The sequence below is a fragment of the Ulvibacterium marinum genome, from assembly GCF_003626755.1.
GTDB lineage: Bacteria > Bacteroidota > Bacteroidia > Flavobacteriales > Flavobacteriaceae > Ulvibacterium > Ulvibacterium marinum.
Window position 1 is genome coordinate 556840 of the sequence record NZ_RBCJ01000002.1, and the last position, 20422, is coordinate 577261.

At 37.6% G+C, this 20422-nt stretch carries 17 protein-coding genes; 13 read left to right on the forward strand and 4 right to left on the reverse strand.

Features of this window, described 5'->3' with window-relative positions:
• Positions 1 to 140 precede the first annotated feature (140 nt).
• The 4 genes from D7Z94_RS09645 to D7Z94_RS09660 form a co-directional block, all read right to left on the reverse strand.
• On the reverse strand, positions 141 to 1184 hold the full coding sequence (locus D7Z94_RS09645) for an alpha/beta fold hydrolase (RefSeq protein WP_120711352.1): 1044 nt from the start codon (positions 1182 to 1184) through the stop codon (positions 141 to 143).
• Positions 1181 to 1828 (reverse strand): hypothetical protein, encoded by a 648-nt coding sequence (locus D7Z94_RS09650; protein WP_120711353.1) that lies wholly within the window; start codon positions 1826 to 1828, stop codon positions 1181 to 1183. The genes D7Z94_RS09645 and D7Z94_RS09650 overlap by 4 nt, the downstream gene beginning before the upstream one ends.
• 273 nt (positions 1829 to 2101) lie before the next feature.
• A complete protein-coding gene (locus D7Z94_RS09655) occupies positions 2102 to 2800 on the reverse strand; it encodes a LytR/AlgR family response regulator transcription factor (protein ID WP_120711354.1) in 699 nt (232 codons plus the stop codon).
• A gap of 4 nt (positions 2801 to 2804) precedes the next feature.
• The gene (locus tag D7Z94_RS09660) at positions 2805 to 4490 is read right to left on the reverse strand and encodes a histidine kinase (RefSeq protein WP_147415866.1); all 1686 of its coding nucleotides are present in this window, start codon (positions 4488 to 4490) and stop codon (positions 2805 to 2807) included.
• A 208-nt stretch (positions 4491 to 4698) separates the two neighbouring features.
• Here D7Z94_RS09660 and D7Z94_RS09665 point away from each other — a divergent pair, with 208 nt between their 5' ends.
• The 13 genes from D7Z94_RS09665 (at position 4699) to D7Z94_RS09730 (ending at position 20380) form a co-directional block, all read left to right on the forward strand.
• Positions 4699 to 5937 (forward strand): serine hydrolase domain-containing protein, encoded by a 1239-nt coding sequence (locus D7Z94_RS09665; RefSeq protein ID WP_211341775.1) that lies wholly within the window; start codon positions 4699 to 4701, stop codon positions 5935 to 5937.
• A gap of 23 nt (positions 5938 to 5960) precedes the next feature.
• Positions 5961 to 6875, forward strand: coding sequence for a PD40 domain-containing protein (locus tag D7Z94_RS09670; RefSeq protein ID WP_120711356.1), 915 nt, complete (start codon positions 5961 to 5963; stop codon positions 6873 to 6875).
• Positions 6876 to 6928: 53 nt separating this feature from the next.
• Complete coding sequence (locus D7Z94_RS09675) at positions 6929 to 8917, forward strand: serine hydrolase (protein ID WP_120711357.1); 1989 nt, start codon at positions 6929 to 6931, stop codon at positions 8915 to 8917.
• 1067 nt (positions 8918 to 9984) lie between these two features.
• Positions 9985 to 10986 (forward strand): DUF4097 family beta strand repeat-containing protein, encoded by a 1002-nt coding sequence (locus D7Z94_RS09685; RefSeq protein WP_147415867.1) that lies wholly within the window; start codon positions 9985 to 9987, stop codon positions 10984 to 10986.
• A 500-nt stretch (positions 10987 to 11486) separates the two neighbouring features.
• Positions 11487 to 12065: a TetR/AcrR family transcriptional regulator gene (locus D7Z94_RS09690; protein WP_120711360.1), complete on the forward strand. Its 579-nt coding sequence runs from the start codon at positions 11487 to 11489 to the stop codon at positions 12063 to 12065.
• A gap of 58 nt (positions 12066 to 12123) precedes the next feature.
• Complete coding sequence (locus D7Z94_RS09695; protein WP_120711361.1) at positions 12124 to 12537, forward strand: nuclear transport factor 2 family protein; 414 nt, start codon at positions 12124 to 12126, stop codon at positions 12535 to 12537.
• 19 nt (positions 12538 to 12556) lie between these two features.
• Positions 12557 to 13000, forward strand: coding sequence for a nuclear transport factor 2 family protein (locus D7Z94_RS09700; RefSeq protein ID WP_120711362.1), 444 nt, complete (start codon positions 12557 to 12559; stop codon positions 12998 to 13000).
• Between the two features lie 69 nt (positions 13001 to 13069).
• Positions 13070 to 13855: a hypothetical protein gene (locus D7Z94_RS09705; RefSeq protein ID WP_120711363.1), complete on the forward strand. Its 786-nt coding sequence runs from the start codon at positions 13070 to 13072 to the stop codon at positions 13853 to 13855.
• A gap of 144 nt (positions 13856 to 13999) precedes the next feature.
• A complete protein-coding gene (locus tag D7Z94_RS09710) occupies positions 14000 to 14407 on the forward strand; it encodes a hypothetical protein (protein WP_120711364.1) in 408 nt (135 codons plus the stop codon).
• A 533-nt stretch (positions 14408 to 14940) separates the two neighbouring features.
• Positions 14941 to 16164 (forward strand): DNA cytosine methyltransferase, encoded by a 1224-nt coding sequence (locus D7Z94_RS09715; protein ID WP_120711365.1) that lies wholly within the window; start codon positions 14941 to 14943, stop codon positions 16162 to 16164.
• Positions 16157 to 18514: a sensor histidine kinase gene (locus D7Z94_RS09720; protein WP_120711366.1), complete on the forward strand. Its 2358-nt coding sequence runs from the start codon at positions 16157 to 16159 to the stop codon at positions 18512 to 18514. Before D7Z94_RS09715 ends, D7Z94_RS09720 begins: the two co-directional genes overlap by 8 nt.
• Positions 18507 to 19616 (forward strand): hypothetical protein, encoded by a 1110-nt coding sequence (locus D7Z94_RS09725; protein ID WP_120711367.1) that lies wholly within the window; start codon positions 18507 to 18509, stop codon positions 19614 to 19616. Before D7Z94_RS09720 ends, D7Z94_RS09725 begins: the two co-directional genes overlap by 8 nt.
• Complete coding sequence (locus D7Z94_RS09730; RefSeq protein WP_120711368.1) at positions 19616 to 20380, forward strand: HNH endonuclease; 765 nt, start codon at positions 19616 to 19618, stop codon at positions 20378 to 20380. Before D7Z94_RS09725 ends, D7Z94_RS09730 begins: the two co-directional genes overlap by 1 nt.
• The last annotated feature ends 42 nt before the right edge of the window (positions 20381 to 20422 follow it).

A 20422-nucleotide genomic window follows, 5' to 3' on the forward strand; every position in this document is an offset into this window, starting at 1 on the left:
ATTGCGCGAGTAAATACTTATTTAACGAGCCGTAAGCGAATCCTTCGGAGCTTGAAAAGCGAAGTAGGGGAGTAGGGGGAGGGTAATGCCTGCCTGCCGAAGCAGGCGAAGGCAGGTGTGTGGAATGGAAATGGTCTGCACTATTTATTTTGATCCATAAATTGCAACACTTCCCTAGCAAATTGATTTGACTCGGTGAACATGGGAGAGTGGCCCGATCGCTCAAAAATCACCAGCTTTTTTTCTGCGGACCCCAAATTATCAAAAGCTTCCTGTGCATAGAACTCTGGAACCACCATATCATATTTTCCCCAAAGGATCAAAGAAGGAACGGTAATTTCCGAAAGTCTTTCGGTGAAGGACAATTCGCCAATGATATCCTCGTCCAAAATGGATTGAATCTTTAAAATGTTCCAGAAAAAAGTGAGTACATTGTAATCAGAAATATCAATGCCTCCAACTTTTACATCATTGATGAAGTTATCATCAATTAGGGATTCCTCTGCATCAAATGCCAGACTGTTCAAACGATTAAAATCGTCCAGGCTTACGGTATTCCTATCTACTTCATCCAATTCCCCATAAACCGACTCCCAAAAGGGAACGCTGTTTCCAAGTTCGATTTGAGCGGCCCCTACCCGCTCAAAGTTTCGTATGTATTCAAAATAGAGGTCCTTTGGGCTGTGGCTACCGTCCACATTGATCCAACCCAAAAATTCACTTTGGTCTTTCAATAAGGTAGCAGGCCCCAAGGCACCACCCCAGCTATGTCCCAATAAAAAGAAGCGAGAATCATTACCATAAACACGTTTTAGCATTTTAACCAAAGCGAGTACATCCTCGGCCATTAAATCAATCGTAACGTCATCTTCGGAATAATTTCCTTGTGACATTCCAGAACCACGTTGGTCAAAATATACGACTCCGTACTTATCTTCTATTTGATCAAACGCATTGCCTTGAAAACCTAATCCGGCACCTCCAGGACCACCATGCAAGGTAATAAGGAACACCTTTTCACTACCATTTCCCTTGATATAGGCCGGCATATCGGCATCTTTATGACGTACAAAAACCGTGGCATCCAGATTACTCAGCGTATGATCGTTCGAACAAGCATTGATAAACAACATGGTTAGTGCCAGAAACGCTATTCTGATGTTATCGGTAAGTGGCTGTTTCATTGTTTTTTGTTTTTGAAATTGAACCGAAAACCATATTGAAATGAAAAGGTGGGCAAGGCTCCTGCATTGTATGACGTTCTCATGGTATAGTTAATATTAAAATAGCTACCGGAACGTACTTTGCCTTTGCGCCATCTGCCAATTCCTACCGATAATGAAGGTGCATAATACCCACGTCCAGGCAAGAAAACCTTATTGACCTCATCGCCGTTGACCTCATAGGTCTCCGGTAAAAAAGAACGGTAATACCCCAAAGGATTCAGTTCTATGCTAAACTGTTTTCCCTTTTTATTGGTGCGGCGCCAGGTTAGCCCAAAATTAGTATATGCGCCTGTATCCGTTTTTGACGAAAAGTTAGTGACAAACCCCAAATTTCCATTAAATAGGAACTGGTGGGTATTGGTTCGCTCCTTACCTCTGCGGCTTTTTGTTTTTTCGCTTTCTTTCCAGAGGTATTCTGCGCCAACCGACAGACCATTACTCCAAAAAACAGTGCCAACGAATCCCACTTTAAATTCGGTTCTGTCCCAGAAGTACTCTGAGAGTCGCGTGTTTGTCGTTTGGCTTTTTGATTTTTTTTGCCCGTAGCCAAAAAAGGTAAATTGGAGTAGAAAAAGAAGGAGTAATTGTGGTTTGCGCCTCATAGGTTGGGTTAGGTGCAGACAAAAATATCTTTACAAAAACCAATTACCGTTAAAAATATGGTAATTAAAACTTAAGAAGTAGATAAAAATATCTTGGAATACTTTTTCGACGAACCGTAAACGAATCCTTTGTAGCTTAAAGAGCTAAGAAGGGAAGTGGGGGAGGTGAAAGTGTATGGAATGGGAAAGTAATTAAACACTCCCTTTTAATAAGGTGTTCCGTAACCAATCTTGATTGAAAACTTTATTCTTGAAGATTAGACCAAAGCTAGTTTAAAGCCACTTGGCCTTTAGATCTTTGTACTTGGTTCTTCCAATAGGGATACGCGCCCCGTTTTTTAGCTCGGCTATATATTTGCTGCCGGATGCTACACTAATTTTCTTTATCTCAGCTATTTTTACTAGGTACGACTTGTGTACCCGTTCAAAAGCATGCGATAATAACTGTTCCAATTTTTCGAGTGATTTATCATGAAGTTCTTTTCTTCCATCTGTTAGAAAGAGCTCGGTATAGGTACCGGCCCCTTTAATGTAAAGGACATCCTGTATGGGGATTAACTGTAATTTTTGTCTTTTTTTTATTGCTAAAAATTTAGTGGTATTAGTCACCATTTTTTCTTTTGTGACTATTCGGTTAAAGGCTTGCTCCAACCGATTTCTGTTAAAGGGTTTTGGCACAAAATCAAGTACCCCATATTCAAAAGCTGTAATGGCCTGATTCTTATAAGCGGAAATGATTATGGTATGAAACGACTCGGAAACCGCTTTCGTAAGCAAGTCAAAACCACTGTCACCGTTAAGGTTTAAATCCAAAAGAACAAGGTCTAATGAATTGTTTTCAATAAATCCCAATGCCTCTTGGAGTTTATTTATATGGGTTAAGGATTGTAAGGCATCACCAAGAATAGCACGAGTCATACGTTGGATTCTATTGGCAATTCTTGATTCATCTTCAACAATTAAAATGTTCATCTCCCTAAGAATATATTTTTATAGTGTTTTTCCAACCATGATTTACGGGTTCTGAGGTAAGTTCCCATTGCTCATGATAACTCTCAGTAAGTCGAGCCTTGATATACTTCAGCCCTGTACCTTCTTTTTTAGTATTCGCTTCTTGTCTCACAGCAGCAGCAAATGTTAAAAATGTATAACGTTTATAATCGCTATTCGATTCATAAACAAGTTTAAATTTAATACTGTTATCATCTAAGGGCAAGCTATGCGTAATTCCGTTTTCCAACAATGTATGAAGAATTCCTGGGGGTACTTTTTGCCCGGGATCTATGCCTTCTTCCTCCCAAGAATAGTTCACTTCTTTTCGGTATTCCATAATCTCAAGATGTGTACGACACAGTGCTATTTCTTGGGTAATAGATATTAAGGTTTGATTTTCAATTTGATTCAGAAGATCAAATTCTTTAGCCAAGGCTTCTATAAACAAGACGCCTTTCTTTGGAGTCTCTTCTATCCAGTCTATCAACGAAGTGAGTGTATTCATTAGAAAATGGGGTTGGATATTCTTTTTAAGTAATTCTAGGCGTAGCCGCGTAGATTGGACCAAAGAATTTTCATAGGCCAATCGTTGTTCTTTGATTCGTAGGGAAAGCAAATACAGCATGTTAAGCAGAATCAGACTAAAACCTGTGAAAAGACTCAAATTAAATGAAACGGAATAACGCATGAATATGCAGAGGAGTAGGGTAAAGAATACTAAAAAAGCGCCTTTTGCTTTCTTGTATACACCAAAAACCGCTATGCCTAAGGAAAACACCAATAAGCTAAACGCCATATTTAAGATTGTGTAATCAAATAAGTGGTGCTCAATAGAGAATATAAACAAAAGAATAGCAGTGTAAATACCTAAGAAGAGTTTCCATTTGGGGTAGGGAAACTGCATGGAAAAGTAGAGTGGAATTGAAAACGAAATACCGAACATTAGACCGGTAATAACTTCTAAACGTACAACATGCAAGCTGTAATGGATCGGTACGGTTGTTCTCACAAAGTGGGTCATTGTTAAGCCAAAAAAGAGAAAACAACTGATGCTAAAAATAAGTGCAGGGTATTCTTTTTTATTGCCTAAGAATAGAAAAAGAAAATAGATTGCAGCAATAAGAAAAGCCCCTGCAAAAACGTGCATATAGGAGTTTTGAATCAACCGGTCAGTAAGTAGATCATCGTAATCATCTATCTTCAACCCGTAATTACCAATATGATCCGGATAATAATAATTGCTCAGGCGTATTGCCATTACATGTTCGCCTGTATTGGTCAAATCAGTGGGTATAATAAAAGTGGTCCACAATTTACCTTCTGGAGGTAAATCTGCTTCCTGCCCCGGATTTCCATTTTTGCCTATTAAGACTCCATCCCAAAATACCTCATACTCACCGTAGACTTCTAATCGAAAACCATAGGGTTTTAATGCTTCTGGGGCTTTTAGAATATCGATTTTCGTCCTGGACCAGAAAACCTGACCATCTGGCACTAATGCTATGCGTTTTTTCCAGTGCTGATCATTCAGGTCTGTGGCTGCCCACTCAGGTTGATCTCCTATTCGAAATACCGTCCTATATTCATTAAAAACAGGCTTTGGGTTTTGGGAACACGAGGTTACCAATAACACTGGGCATACGAAAAGAAAGTATAGTAGATATCTCAAGCTTGTCTTGATGCGGTTAATAGTGCAAGATAATCATTACGATCCGCCTCTTCGAGTAGTTCACTAGCGCATAGAGCAGTTGGCAAAATTTAGGTTGGATGGATGAGAGCCAAGTACCAAATTTGCATTGACGCCAATAATAAACCCATCTCGTCGAGGTGTATTTTATCGATTTGAAAATTAACTGTATGCATTAAATATGAACAATATGAAGGGAAAGAGAGTTGTCGTATCATTGTTAATGAAAACTGTGAAAAACAAAAATGAGCTCTTACTTTTACTGTTTCTTATTCTAACAAGTGCAGGTTTTGCCCAACAAAGTGGTGGTCTCGCACCGAAGGCTACGACTGACGAGGCTGCGCTCTCATTCCGGGATATTCCTTATCTCAAAAAAGCCTTTATCGATGCAGCCCCAGCCGATAGAAAAGACGGTATCCTCGTGGGTGAATTGGGCATCGATGGTGGCAATAAAGCGATGATTCTTAAGGTGGTACAGGAGATTGCTGATAACAATGAAGGTAAATTTGACAGCTTTCTTATAGTTCATAAGGATAAGCTCCTCTTTGAATCTTATTACTTACACGGTCGCATCAATCTGCCCCATTTCCAAGCGTCAGCTACCAAGGCTTATACCAGTATGGCACTGGGTCGTGCCATCCAGATGGGATATCTGACCATGGCCGATTTAGACAAGCCGTTGGTCAGCTTTCTCAAAGACCTGGACCCGACAAAATTTGTTGAGGGTGCAGAAAAGATTACGCTGCACCAGGCGCTGACTATGCGTTCCGGTATCCGGATCCGCAAGGAACAGCGAGAGGCATTCGAGAAAACCCCCGCTAATTTAAAAGGTCAGGGGCTAGTTCAGGCTTACCTCGGGCATAGTGCGCCTATTACAGTAGCGTCTCAGAGTTTTTTATATCAAAACGATCCAATGTTGGTGATGCAAGTCATCGAGGCCGCCGTACCGGGGTCGGCCATGGATTTTATTAAAAATGAACTCCTTGACAAAATGGGCATTACCAATTATGTCTGGCAGACTGACGTTAGCGGCCTGACTTCGTCGGGTGCTTACTCGCGCATGACATCGCGTGATATGGTCAAATGGGGTACTTTGGCCATGAACAAAGGCAAATGGAATGGAGAACAGCTGGTTCCGGAAGCGTTTATCGTCAAAGCAACCAGCAGGATCATTTATACCGGCGATGATGATGTCTACGGCGGCGGCAAAGATGTCTCTAATCAGGGGTACGGCTATTACTGGTGGAATGCAGATCTAAAATATGGAGATAAAAGTTATTTCAGCGCATCCGCTCAAGGCGGTGGCGGCCAGTATATCATCCTGATTGAGGAGCTTGATTTAATAATCGTGGTTACTGCTCATAACAACGATAACAGTACCCTGCAAATAATAGCAGAGCGGATCTTACCGGCTTTTATCAAGAAATAGCAAACATTGTCAAAATCTAAATAATGAGAAAAACGTATTTTATTTTGATGCTTGTATTGACTCTGTTTTTAAATGCCTGCAACACTAAAAAACAAGAATCAAAAAACAATGATTCACCAACGATAGAAAGCCCCTATTTTGGACAAAAACCACCAGGCTTAATTCCAAAAGATTTTGCTGCCGGAATTGTTTCAATCAATGGAAGGAATGAAGCGGGTATTTCGTTTTCTCCTGATTTAGACGAAGTATATTTTACGGCCAATAAAAAAGATGAAGAAACAGCTATCTATTTCTCAAAACTTAATGGTAATAAATGGACTCCCGTTAAAAGAGCAAATTTCACCAATGGGGGAAAAAATGAGGAATTATATCCATTCGTTAGTCTTAATGATAAAAGGATTTACTTCACCGCTTTGGATTCTATTTTTTCGGATGAGAAAATTTGGTACGTAAACCGCTTAGAGGATTCCTGGAGTGATGCCATACAACTTGATTCACCTCTAAATGATGACCTGGTTTTTTATATTAATCAAGCTAAAAACGGAGATCTTTTTTATACCAATATATCAAAGCGAAAAATGTATTATGCACCCAACAAAAACGGTGAATTTTCCGAAGTACAGGAAGTTGAACTTGAATTTGGTCATCACGGGTTTATTTCCCCATCTCAAGAGTATTTGCTGGTACATACTCGAAACAAAGAAAATGAAAAAAGAAAAGATGCGGATATTTATGTCTGCTTTAAGGAAAAAGACGGGACATGGACAAAACCAATTGGCTTTGGAAATGAAGTAAATTCTAATTTTAATGAAGGGTGCCCGAGTATCACGCCAGATGGCAAATATTTGTTTTTTAGTAAATCCAACGACGAAGATGAGTTATCAAATTTGTATTGGGTGAGCACGGCAATTATAGAAAAACTTAGACCAAAACAATAAAACTACAACTACTGCCAACACGGTTAAGAAAAGTAAACTATTAAAAAAGAAACATGAATTCAATAAAGTTATTAATATTGATATTTGCCATTTCGTTACAAGCCGCCTTTGCTCAAGAAAATAGCGTAAACGGAAATTCGCAAGTAGTGAAAGGGTCTTCCTTAGAATTGCCACTTATTCAGGTAATCCCGATAAAGGATACCAAGAATGATAGACAATATGAGCTTTTTATAAAACTTCCAGAAGGATATTCAGAAAATAGTAATATTCAATATCCGGTGATTTACTATACAGATGCGATGTGGCATGTAGAAATACTATCTGCCTCTACAGAATATATGCTTGAAGATGTAATTCTAGTCGGAATTTCCTGGCAGAAGGACATAAATGAAGACCTGAAAAATGAAGTAGGAGCGCATGTGAGTCGGTTTCGAGATTACAGTTTTCGTAAATCGAACAAACCTGAAATTCAAACAAAATTTCAATTAGGGCAAGCAGATAAACATCTAAACTTTATTCGCGATGATGTAATTACCTATGTTGACAATACCTATCGAACCGACTCAAATAGTCGTACCTATTTCGGTTATTCCATGGGCGGAGAATTCGGTGCTTATATACTACTATCTCAACCCGATACCTTTAACAATTACATTCTTGGCAGTCCATCGATCAAAAATGAAGTTCCTTATTTATCTGAACTTAATTCGACATTTGGACCTTTCGATGCATCGAATAGAAACTCGAGTCTGAATGCGAATGTTTTCATTTCATACGGCTCCTTAGAACAAGAGATGGTTAAACCTATCGAGGAATTTATTGGTGTATTAAAAGATAGAAGAGATGATGGTTTATCGGTGCAAAAAGAAGTCATAGACGGTAATCATGGAACTGCATTCCCTATGACAGCCGTTCGGAGTGTCGCTTGGTTGTCATCCCTGATGAGTCATGTTTCGGCGAATAGCAAGCAGGTCTCGTTCTGGTCGATTCCGAATCTTAATAATCCATATGTTAGTACCGCCCCAGAGGACAGAAAAGATGGAATATCAGTTGATACCTTATCGGTGAATAGCGATGATCGAAACGCAATCCTTAACCTTTCCCAGGAGATTTTTGAAGGCAAGCATGGAAGCTATGATGCGCTACTCATTGCACACAAAAACAAATTAGTTTTTGAATCCTATTATAAAAAAGGTCGTATCAACTTACCTCATGGACAGGCATCGGCAGTAAAAGCATACACCAGTTTGGTTTTAGGTAGAGCTATTCAAATGGGTTACCTATCCATGGAAGATCTAAACAAACCCTTGGTTAGTTTTCTAAAAGATGTTGATCCTAAAAAATTTACCAAAGGGGCTGAAAAAATCACGCTTCATAAGGCGTTGACCATGCACGGAGGATTGAATATAGATAGCGACGAATGGAAAGAAATTGAGAAAGATTCGGTTCGATTAAAGGGCCAAGGGCTGGTTCAGACGCTTTTGGAGCAAAGCGGACCTATCACGTCAGCGTCTCAGACATATTTGTATGGTAATTTCAATCCAATGTTGGTGATGACGGTCATTGACGCCGTTGTCCCAGGAACGGCTAAGGATTTTATTAAAAGGGAGCTACTGGACAAAATCGGTATTACAAATTACAAATGGTCAGATCATATTAGTGGTTTGCCAGAAGCAGGGTGGCGGGCAAATATCATGTCTCGCGACATGCTCAAACTGGGCAATTTGGTTCTTAATAAAGGTAAAGTAAATGGCGAGCAGCTCATTTCTGCAGCATATCTTGCCAAAGCCGCCAGCGGAATTGTAAAGCCTACACAAGATTGGATGCCCAAAGACTATCGTTACGGTTATTTTTGGTATCAAACCCCCATAAATGTAGGAGACAAGAGTTATGATACAGCATTTGCTTGGGGAGGCGGTGGACAACGGGTAATAGTGATAGAAGAACTTGATTTAACCATTGTAATTTCTGGTCATGATGGTGAAGATAAAATAATGACTCAAATTGCTGAAATTGTTATACCTGCGTTTGTTAAACAATAAGCGTTGGCAGCGGCAACTGCAAATCTTTGATTTGTAATTATGAGGACATATTTATCAAATAGGAATGGGCCGGGTAATGTTGCATACTATTCAAATTATAGTATCCTGTGGATGGTATTTGGATACGCTTTGAGGTTGAGCATAAAATGTATAGTTACTATTTGTTTTGATTATGAATCATCCACTGGATAATCCATAATCAAAAGTGTACTATAATGTCTTGCATTATGCAGCATAAAAAGCAAAGGTCTAGTAGACCTTAATCTTTTTTGAGCGAGATGGTGCGCGGGCATATTTTGTACTACACTTTCTTTGGCCACCGCTTCATCTCGCCAAAACTTGTCCGCCTTTGGTGGAAAAGCAATCACCCACTGGGTAATTCCTTTTTATCGCGTCTAAAAACTCTCTCTGAAAAGGTAATGAAACCGAGGGCCGGATTTTGAAACAAACGAAATTACTTCTTTCCGAGGTTCATGAATACCTTTAAAAAACAATAAGCCAGCAATGAATAAACACCTGCCCCTACCGAAACGGGTACATTCGGGCGGGCTTATTATGCGCCTGTCCGCCTCTGGCGGAAGCCGATGGTAGGAGGGGAGTGTAATGCCTACCTGCCGCAGCAGGCGAAGGCAGGTGTGTGGAATGAAAAACTATGGATGACAGCGGAAAAGATTAGGCGAATATAATGTCTAGTTAAACGATGAATTTTAACCACTTTTAATTCCATAAAAGGTGAATTAAAGAAACTACTGAGAAGAACCACAAATGAATCTAGGTATAGCTTATCCTACGATATTATTTGTGCAACTACATAATTTTAAATTGTTATAGCTTCAAAATTTTTAGTAATACTGTATAATTTTTTGACACTTCTGTATAGATTTTTTACAAATAAAAAACACATAGGTTCAATATTATTTTTAATGATCTAATATTCAATCACTTATGAGGGTGGCACAAAATTCGAGATACTTTAATAAGAATATTGTTATCAAAAAAATAGAATGATACCATACGGTAACATACTTCGATAGAATTAATTCAATAAAATACTTAAAATTATTACTATGAAAACTCAAATTAATGTAAAAACGTGTACAATGATTACCATGCTTGTTGTCATGCTTTCGTGCCATAGCTATGGACAAGAAGAAAAAGTACCCACCATAACAAAAATCTTTGAGCTAAATCAACCTGGCACATTGAATTCCAAATCATCTGGCGGCGGAATAATAGTCAAAACCCACAATGAGAGTAAAGTAGAAGTTCAGGCATTCATTCGAAAAAACGGAAAGGTTTTATCTCCGACAGACCCATTGGTGGCTGATATTCTGGAAAAGTTTGATTTGGAGATTGAGAAAAACGGTTCCGTCATTAATGCGAATGCTGTGCGTAAAACAAATTTCAATCGATTGAAGAATGTGGGCATTTACTTTACCATTATCGTCCCACGTGAAATGTCGTGCAATGTAACATCAAGCGGTGGTGGATTAAATATTTATGGAGTGGAAGGCACGCATAATTTTATAAGCAGTGGTGGCTCTGTATTTTTGAAAAGCACTACAGGGAATACCATGGCAAAGTCATCTGGTGGTAAAGTTGGAGTGACGAATCATAGTGGTGATATTCGCTTAAGTTCCAGTGGTGGTGGTGTTACTTTAGATGAAACTCATGGCAGTGTTTATGCACGTAGTTCTGGAGGTGGTGTGCGCCTAAAGAATATTCAGGGCGATGTGGATGCTGGCAGTAGTGGTGGCGGAGTTAGTGTTTTGGGAGAATGCAATTACGTGAAAGCCAAATCGAGCGGAGGATCCGTGCATGTTAACATCAGCAATTTGAATGAAGAATTATACCTGCAATCCAGTGGGGGTGGAATTGATGCAGTAATACAAAATGGTAATGAACTTGGACTTGATCTGGATTTGAATTCTAGTAGAGTTAAAATTGATTTACAAAATTTCTCTGGTCAATCTAAAAAAAATCGCGTGAAAGGAACTATGAATGAAGGTGGAATTCCTGTTTATATGCTTGCATCCGGAGGAAGTATTAAAGTGCGATATGAGGATTAAAAGGAAGGATAAAAATGAAATAGGATCTAATGTAATGTACAAATTTTTGAGCAATAAGATTTATAATTCTAAAAAATTCCGGTAGCGTAAACCTACCTACCGGTAGGCAGGTTAAAAAGGTTAATGACCCTGTTGGTAATTCGCTTAAAAGATACAATGTTGAGGGATGTTTTACATCATAGACCCGAGAAGCGCCGATGAACACCTTTAAAAAACAATAAACAAGCTTCGTGAATGATTATGACTTACAGCCGTTAGAGTTCACAGAGCGTAGGAGGGGAGTAGGGGAGGGCCATGCTTGCCTGCCGGTTTACATACCTTTGGTATGCAGGCAGGTGTGAAATGGCATTATTTAACTAATGTTTCTGTTTTTTTCAATATAGTGCTTCATACGATAGAGATGATTTTATTTGGTAATTCTACGTATGGAAATAAAAAATTAAATATTTTCACTTTTTTTGTAAGCGGATAGATTTATATACGACTGTTCGAATATTAAAATGAAAAAAGAGAATATACATAGAGCTTTGGAGACCGGGATAAAGATTTTGAGCCAGAAAGGATATCATAATCTCGGCCTTAGGGAGTTTTTGGAAAACGCCGAAATTCCCAGTGGTTCTTTCTACTACTATTTCAAGAGCAAGGAAGACTTTGCCGCCAAGGTACTGGAACATTATGGGGATAAGGCTGCGGCCTATTACACTGTGAGGTTACTGGAAAGTGATGCACCCTATACAAAGAGGCTGGAAACCGTCTTCAATGAGGAATTGCAACGATTGGACGCCACCGAATGTAAGGAAGGTTGTATGGTAGGCAGCCTTACCAGCGAAATTGCGGGACAGAACGAGGTTATTCAGAAGGTAGCGGACAGTAACTACAAAAAATGGCAGGACATATTTGAGCGGTTTTTCACTGAAGGACAAGAGAACGGTGCATTTTCAACGGATTTTAAGGCCTCCGAAATGGCGGTGCTTTTTCTCACTGGCAGACAGGGTGTGATGACGCGTATGAAGGCTTCGGGAAAAGATGAATCCTATCGATTGTTCAGATCCTTTATGATGAAAATAATTGAACGCTGATTTTTTTTAACATTTAATATACGAACGTTCTAATATAAATACAATTAAATAAATTAAAATGGAAACAATTACAGAATTGACAAAAGAAACAAAAGCAGATGAAATTCAAAGCTTTAATGAGTACAAGGAGGTGGAAAAGGCATTGCAAATCTATATCGATAGTGCAAAGTCGGGAGATGGGAAATTAAGCCGTACGGCATTCTATGATCATGCCCATATTTTAGGATCCATAGGGGGACAACTCTATAATATGACGGCCGATGAATTTGAGGGTGCGGTAGCAGAAGGTGGTGCATCCCCAAATGTAAAGAGCCATATCGCATGGATAGATATTTCTGGCCCAGCTGCAGCTGCCAAGGTAGAATTCATCGATTGGGGCGGACTAAGATTCACCGACTTTTTTGTCCTTTACAAGGAGAACGGTGTATGGAAGCTCAGTGGCAAGGTCTACGACTCACACGCAAACAATTAATCCATAAAACTCAAGTCAAATGAAGACCTTAAGTATATTGTTGTTTTCCCTTATCGCCTTTAATGTGTTCGCGCAAAAGGGAACAGTGCAAGAAAAACAAAGCTTTGATGAATACAAAGAAGTGGCAAAGGCATTACAACCTTATATCGAAAGTGCCAAGACAGGCGATGGCAAATTAAGCCGTTCTGCATTCTATGCCCATGCCCACGTTGTCGGTTCGGTTAACGGAGAAGTCTATAACGTGACCGCAGATCAATTTGAAGATATTGTCAGTGAAGGCGGGCCTTCCAAGAATGTTGAGCACCATATTGCATGGATAGATATTTCAGGACCGGCAGCAGCGGCAAAAGTTGAATTTTATGACTGGGGCGGATTCCGTTTCACAGACTTCTTTGTCCTTTACAAGGAGAACGGTAAATGGAAAATCAGTGGCAAGGTCTACAATTCACACGCTAACAATTAATCCATAAAATTAAATCACAATCTTTTTTAAAAAACAAAACGAAGTAAAAATCGAATTAAATAATTTATCATGAAGAAAATAATTTTTAAAACCATCCCATTAGTACTAATTATATTTATAACTGCGGCCCAGGCACAGGAAGCTAAAGAATTGATCACCAAAGTGGTAGAATCCAATGGTGGCAAGAAGGCCTTATATAAATTAAAAGATGTATCCTATGATTATATATTTAAAGTTAAGGATAACAATTTAGCCGATGTTTCTAAAGAGCGGTACATTTTTAATGGAGAAGTCTCCTATGCCGAATATACTAAAAGACAGGTTTATGTCCTACCTCAAATGCCTGGTAAAAAATACACACAGTTCTTTGATGGCGACAATTCTGTTTCCAAAATGGACGGAAAAGTTATTACAGGGGAACAACCGGCATTTCTTGGTCATATCTTTAGAAAAACCAACTATTATTGGTTTACCATGATGTTCAAATTATCGGACCCGGGCGTGAATCATAAAATGTTGCCCTCCAGAAATGTAGATGGGATTACCTATAAGGTAGTTGAGATGAGCTTTGGGGATAACATAGGTGAATCAAGCAAGGATAGGTATATTTTGTATGTCAATCCAAAAACTTATAGAGTAGATCAATTTCTATATAATGCTACCGGATTTGGTCTTACTGAACCAAATATTGTGAAAGTTAAGTATGAGAAAGTAGATGGTATCTATATACCTACGTATCGTAAATATGCACCTGCCGATTGGGATGGAAACGTAATAAAAGAATCTTGGACTGAACAGTTTTCCAAGAATGTAAAATTTAATAATGGGTACAATTTAGAGAATATCCAGATTTAGTATTGTTACTTCAATTGTATCAAAACTCATTAATAAATTAAATCATTAAGTAACCATAATTGGTGATATTCTGTAAATCAATCATATATAAAGTCCAGATTGTGAACATATCTCCACCGGGGAAACCAAGAAAAAGAATAAATTATGATACCTGAACATATAGCTAATAGAAAAGGGGCGAGGAGCATAAAAGATTTGGATTCCAAAGTAATAGAATACCTAAACGCAGGGATAATAGAAACCAAGAATTTGATGGAATGGTTGGCAATAGACCAACTTGTACTGTTAAAAACCGTGTTAAGGCTGACAAATAAGGTGGATTGGTATGAATCTTTCGAAGAAGCCGTGAATAATCAGAAAAAGCTAACATCAAATAGCACCACAAAGATAATTGGTCAAACTTTTGCACAATTGTCGGATTCCACTTTTGTGAAAACACATCTGTCCAACAGCCAGAGTGATATGGTAAGTTGTTGGGGATGTTGGGCAGAAAGTTTATTTCATGATTCTCTCAACGGATTATTGGAAGCAATGAAGCCCCATGCCGCGTAGAAACGACAAGTTCCCAAGCTATTTTATATAACGTCTGATTATAGCTATGAAATGTACTATAATCCGCCAGAGACGGACAAGTTGTTCCGCGCCCGCCTGAATGAAATGAATTCATTGATTTCGGGCAGGTTATGCCTGTCCGCCTTTGGCGGGTAACTTTGCTTGGGTAAACGGCATAAAAAGAGAAGGTCTTCCAGACCTTCTCTTTTTTGAGCGAGATGATGCGTTGGCCAAGTTTGTACTGCACTCGCTGAAAAATTTCTTCTAAAAAGCTTCTTCTCAAAAGGTAATGAAATCGAAGAATGGGATTAGGCGCCAGCCAAATCACATTCTAGATTCATGAATACCTTTAAAAAAAATAAACAAGCCATGAATAAACAATTTTTACACGACCCGAGGTAGGAGGGGAGGGTAATGTGTGTGGAATGGCAAATATAGCTAGACAACTTAATTTTTAGTTCAATATTTAATGTAAGATTATTCCTCCAAAAATACCTATTGCATAGGGTTTTCTAAAGATGTAATTTCACAAAGTGAACTATATCGATCTATTTTCTGGTGCAGGAGGCTTGTCCGAAGGGTTTTTAACAGCTGGTTTTAAGCCAATTGTACATGTCGAATTCGATCGAGCTGCATGTTTCACTTTGAAAACTAGAGCCGTTTTTCATCACTTACGGAGGATAAACAAGTTAGATTTTTACTACAGTTATTTAAAAGGAGACATTGATCGAAATGAACTTTACAAAGAGGTTCCGGCAGAAATAATAGATTCCGTTATTAATGCTGAGATAGGAAGGGACAACAAAAGGGTTTTTCAGAGAATAGAGGATTTATTAAGTGGAGATAGTGTTGATTTAATAATTGGAGGTCCACCGTGCCAGGCCTATTCAGTTGTTGGTAGAGCTCCTTTGAAACACAAAAAAGATGATGAGCGTACAAACCTTTATATTCAGTATGGTAGGTATCTAAAAAAATTTAACCCTAAGGTTTTTGTTTTTGAAAATGTCCCGGGACTCCTTACGGCGGCAGGCGGTAAGTACTTTAATAATCTTCAAAAGTACTATAAGAGAATTGGTTACAAGGTAAAAGCAAAGTCATTAAATGCATACGATTTTGGTGTCGTTCAAAATAGAAAAAGGGTAATAATAATTGGGTGGAAAAAGGATTTAGAGTTTAACTATCCCGATTTTGAGAAGATTGAAAATAAGTTTTATCGGGATGATATTTTTAATGATTTACCATCAATTAAACCCGGAGAAGTTAAAAGAATACAAAACTATGCATCCGAAACCAATGCCTATCTGTCTTCAAAAGCAATTAGAAATGGGATTGATTTTGTAACTCAACACATAACTAGACCACATAATGAAAGGGATTTAGCAATTTATAATTTAGCAATTGAATTACTGGAAAACGGCAAAAGACTAAAAAACAGTCAAGTTCCAGAAGAAATGAGAACTCAAAAAAACACTAAGCATTTTCTTGATAGATTTAAAGTAGTTGGTGTTGAACCTCATACAGTTATAGCGCACATTGCTAAAGATGGTCATCATTTTATTCATCCAGACAAAAAACAATTAAGGTCTATTTCGGTGCGCGAAGCTGCTCGTATACAATCTTTTCCAGATGATTTTTATTTCGAAGGAATAAAGGAAGATCAGCCGAGGACCTCTGCTTTTAGGCAGATTGGTAATGCAGTACCTCCTTTATTAGCTAAGGAAATTGCTGTTAAAATAAAAGATCAATTACATGGCTGAAAAAGCAATAAGGCAGCATATTTTTGAACCCGGAGCGATGTCCATAATTCAAATGGGGGAAGAATTAATTGGCCATCCTAGCACAGCTGTTAACGAATTAGTTAAAAACGGTTATGATGCCGATGCCCAAAATTGTGGCGTATATTTTCATTACGATCCGGTGACAAGTAGGTCTTTTGCTATTATTTACGATGATGGTAGCGGAATGGATGAAAAAACTCTTTTTGGTGATTGGCTAAAACCTTCCGTAAGCAAAAAAAGGACACTAAATGCCAAAAGTGAAATTTATGAGAGGCACTTACTTGGTAGTAAGGGAATAGGCCGCTTGGCAGCAATGGCCCTGGGTGAGTATGTTACTGTAGTATCAAGGAAAAAGCCAAACCAAAGATTTTGTTGGATTACAATTAATAGAGAACTTTTCAGACAGGACAAGCTCTTATCAAAGATAAAATTTCCCGGAGATGAGATTGAAAATTATTTCGAACTGCTAACATCTAAAAAGGTTTTAGAAACTAGAAATATCAAACACAATGAAAATTTAACCAATTTTCTCAAAAATGCTGATTTAAACACTTTTTCTAAAGGCACATTAATAATAATCGAGCATTTGGACGAAACGGTTTTGAAAATATTAAAAGATAATTTTAGTCAAACTGAACTATTAAGTGATGAGGATGAAACACTTAGAGACACTGATTTTTACAAATCAATAGCAACCTTAATAACCCCTTTAGAGCTCAATAAAAAAATACAAAAAGAACTATTAGAAAAGAAAATAATTGGTAACGAAAAAATTATTTCTTTAAAAGACAGTAGTTTCCAAGTGGAGTTTGGCACAAATCTTCTGCCGAATCAGACAAAAAATATTATTGATTGGCAAAAAGTTGAATCAATTCCAATTCAGACAGCCTATGATTATAGGGTTTACGGTAAAGTGTCCGAAGAAGGAAATGTAAGCGGCTATATGTCATACCATCGGCTAGTAGGTGAAAAATATGATGAAAAATTTGAAATTTCGTTTGAGGACATATTCGAGGATGATAAAAAGGACAATTCAAATCAATTTGATATTGAACTAAATGGGCGAAAAAATAAACCTGAGACAGGAGAATATTACTTTGACTTAAGAGTATACGATATAGGTGAGAAAGATAATTTAGAGAAATTAGCCAAAGAAGCGAAACTTCAAAGTGGTTCTAAATTTAGGAGCGCTTTTAAAAAACTCCAAGGACTTCGTATATCAAAAAATGGTTTCGGTGTAAAACCCTATGGAGAAGAGGTGGAAGATTGGATTGGGCTTTCTAAGGCTAGGGTTCAAAACCCAGGTCAAAATGTAAATACTAATCAAATACTTGGTTATGTATATTTTTATTCCCCAGTAAACGACAATCTAGAGGAGAAAACAAATAGAGAGGGTTTTCTTGAAAATAAAGCATTCATTCGAGTTAAAACCACATTGTCAATAATTTTTAAAAATCTAGGCCGTAGAAGATATAATTTTAGATTATTACATGGAATAGGGAGAATACCCGAAAGCAAACATCAAAGGCCAAGATTGGAGGAATTTCTAGAAACAATAAATACATATACTTCTGATAAGAATATAATTAGTTATTCTGAAAAATTTATGAAAGAGGTAGGTACCTCACTGGATAATTTAGAAGAATCACTTTCATTTTCAGAAAGATTGGCGTCGTTAGGTGCTGGAATAGAATTGGTTTATCACGAAATGGCTCAACCAATTTCAGGTTTAAGAACCACTGAATCTTCTCTGGGTTTCAAAAAGGAAAAGATTGACCAAGATGCGTTAGAAAGTTTCATTTCAGATTTAAACACGTTAGAGCATTCTACTAGTGTACTTGTTGAATTAAGGAAATCATTACAGCCTGCGATTGGTAGGACTAGACGAAAAGCTTTTAAACCCTGTCAGACTTTTTTGAAGGTTTGTAATCTTTTTAAATCTGATACAGAGGATAGTCAAATCAAAATAGTTATTGACGAAAGATTAGAGGACTATAAGATAACGGACTTGGAATATGCATTTTGGATAACCTTCTTAAATATTATAAATAATGCAGTTTATTGGATTAAAAAATCTAACAGGCCTGGTGAAATACGATTCCATTTAGAGAACAATGACCTTGTTGTTAGCAACTCAGGCCCGAAAATAAATGAGAAAATTATAGATCATATTTTTAGTTACGGAGTTACTACGAGACAGGAGAAAAATGCGACTGGTCTAGGATTGGCATTCACTCAGAGTATCCTAAGTAGAAATAAATGGGAGATTTCTGCCGAAAACAGACAAGATGGTCCAGCATTTATTATCAAAAAAGACGAAGATGGCTAACGGGGTTATTATACATTTAGATAACGAAAAAAAGAAAATTCTTGATCCTTCAAAGAATTTATTTGATCAATATGGTCTCGATATTGAATATGTTATCTGTGAGAACAAAGAAGAATTCGAGAAGGCTTTGGATGAGAATTTTGGTTCACTTAAAGCATTGATTTTTGATTTGTTAAGTGAAGAACCAGGAGGTGAGGAATTACAGAAAAATAATGCAAAATTTTTAGAAAACATCAAAACTAGTTTTGCGAATTATAATATACCAATATTTATTTACAGCGGATATTTAGAAGCCCTCGGCGATGATTTTGATGGGTACGGAACTGTGTACAAAATAGATAAAGACAAGGGTATCAAACCTGTATTTGATCAGTTTAAGTCATTGTATGATTCCGGTTTTATTGAAGTCTTTTGCCCTGGAGGCTTGATAGAGAGTCAACTTCATGAAGATTTGCATATTGCCTTCACAAATCAATTCAACCAAAATGACCAAATCGGCAAAATAATTGAACAGATAAAAATTAATGTTGGTGAAGAACTAGCGCCAGGGCGAACAAAGAAGGTTTTCAAAAGAATAGCCATCAGAAGTTTACTTTCAGATTTATTAGCACCAGAGGTGGGGGAAGATGGAAGATTAGTTGAGGAAAATGTTAATACCATTGAACATTATATTCAAAGAGCCGGTAAAATACCGGTGTGGACAGGAGATATTTTCAAAAAGAATGAGAGTGAAGAATTTGTGTTTATACTTACACCTAGATGCAATGTTATGAGAAGCCAATCGCTTCTTGTTTGCCCTTTCATTTTAGGGGAAATTATCACAAAAAAGGATAAAATTTCTAAAATGTTACAAGGAGATCCCACAGTTTCAGGCTATGATAGACATATTCCTCCATCCCCTATATTTGAAGGAGGCAAGCTAGCACTATCTAAATATTTTATGATTGAAAGACAGCAATTAATAAATAATTATTTTAAACGGGTATCTTTAAGTGATGAGCTTACTAATGAAATTATTGGGAAATTTGGTGCACACTTCTTTAGAACAGGAATTACTCCTTGGGATTCAAATGAAGTAAAAAATCAAATTGACAACCCATAATGGCTAATAAAAATTGGACAAGAGAAGAACATATACTGGCATTCAATCTCTACTGTAAGATTCCCCTATCAAAGATTAATTCGACTTATCCTGCAGTCAAAGAGTTAGCACAAATATTAGATCGTTCTGATGGTTCTGTAGCGATGAAGCTCGCTAATTTTATGAGACATGATCCTGCACTTAAGGCAAGGAACGTTTCAGGTCTAAAACGTGGGGCAAAAGGGGAGGAATTGATTTGGCACGAATTCCATGGTAATTGGGAAGAACTTGCCTGGCAAAGCGAACAAATACTTGCAAGTAAAAAGATAGATTCAATAGAGAATAGTTCGGGAATAGACTTGCTTGATTTACCAAAAGAAGGAAAAGAACGAGAGACAATCATCAAAACAAGAGTTAATCAGTCTTTTTTTAGGAAAACAATTCTCGCTTCTTATACTGAATCTTGCTGTGTCACGGGAATCGCCATTCCACAACTTCTTGTTGCTAGCCATATTATTCCATGGTCAGTTGCTTTAAAAGAAAGAATGAATCCATCAAATGGGCTATGCCTTAATACCTTGCACGATAAAGCATTTGACGATGGGTTAATTACTGTAACTCCAGATTACAAAATTAGATTATCAAAAATTGTTTTGGATAATGTGGACAATCAAACAGAAAAGTTCTTCTTACCATACAAAAATGCCAAAATAAAGCTTCCTCAGAGATTTTATCCAGATGCAAAGTTTCTTGAATGGCACAATCAAAATATTTTTAAAGGTTGAAGTTCTAATGATGTGGCAACTACTTTAGAGAGTTTTTTGACA

Bases quoted from the DNA above. Each gene is read 5' to 3' on its own strand.
- D7Z94_RS09645 (WP_120711352.1), bottom strand. From the start codon at position 1,184: ATGAAACAGCCACTTACCGATAACATCAGAATAGCGTTTCTGGCACTA.
- D7Z94_RS09650 (WP_120711353.1), bottom strand. From the start codon at position 1,828: ATGAGGCGCAAACCACAATTACTCCTTCTTTTTCTACTCCAATTTACC.
- D7Z94_RS09655 (WP_120711354.1), bottom strand. From the start codon at position 2,800: ATGAACATTTTAATTGTTGAAGATGAATCAAGAATTGCCAATAGAATC.
- D7Z94_RS09665 (WP_211341775.1), top strand. From the start codon at position 4,699: ATGAAGGGAAAGAGAGTTGTCGTATCATTGTTAATGAAAACTGTGAAA.
- D7Z94_RS09670 (WP_120711356.1), top strand. From the start codon at position 5,961: ATGAGAAAAACGTATTTTATTTTGATGCTTGTATTGACTCTGTTTTTA.
- D7Z94_RS09675 (WP_120711357.1), top strand. From the start codon at position 6,929: ATGAATTCAATAAAGTTATTAATATTGATATTTGCCATTTCGTTACAA.
- D7Z94_RS09685 (WP_147415867.1), top strand. From the start codon at position 9,985: ATGAAAACTCAAATTAATGTAAAAACGTGTACAATGATTACCATGCTT.
- D7Z94_RS09690 (WP_120711360.1), top strand. From the start codon at position 11,487: ATGAAAAAAGAGAATATACATAGAGCTTTGGAGACCGGGATAAAGATT.
- D7Z94_RS09695 (WP_120711361.1), top strand. From the start codon at position 12,124: ATGGAAACAATTACAGAATTGACAAAAGAAACAAAAGCAGATGAAATT.
- D7Z94_RS09700 (WP_120711362.1), top strand. From the start codon at position 12,557: ATGAAGACCTTAAGTATATTGTTGTTTTCCCTTATCGCCTTTAATGTG.
- D7Z94_RS09705 (WP_120711363.1), top strand. From the start codon at position 13,070: ATGAAGAAAATAATTTTTAAAACCATCCCATTAGTACTAATTATATTT.
- D7Z94_RS09710 (WP_120711364.1), top strand. From the start codon at position 14,000: ATGATACCTGAACATATAGCTAATAGAAAAGGGGCGAGGAGCATAAAA.
- D7Z94_RS09720 (WP_120711366.1), top strand. From the start codon at position 16,157: ATGGCTGAAAAAGCAATAAGGCAGCATATTTTTGAACCCGGAGCGATG.
- D7Z94_RS09725 (WP_120711367.1), top strand. From the start codon at position 18,507: ATGGCTAACGGGGTTATTATACATTTAGATAACGAAAAAAAGAAAATT.
- D7Z94_RS09730 (WP_120711368.1), top strand. From the start codon at position 19,616: ATGGCTAATAAAAATTGGACAAGAGAAGAACATATACTGGCATTCAAT.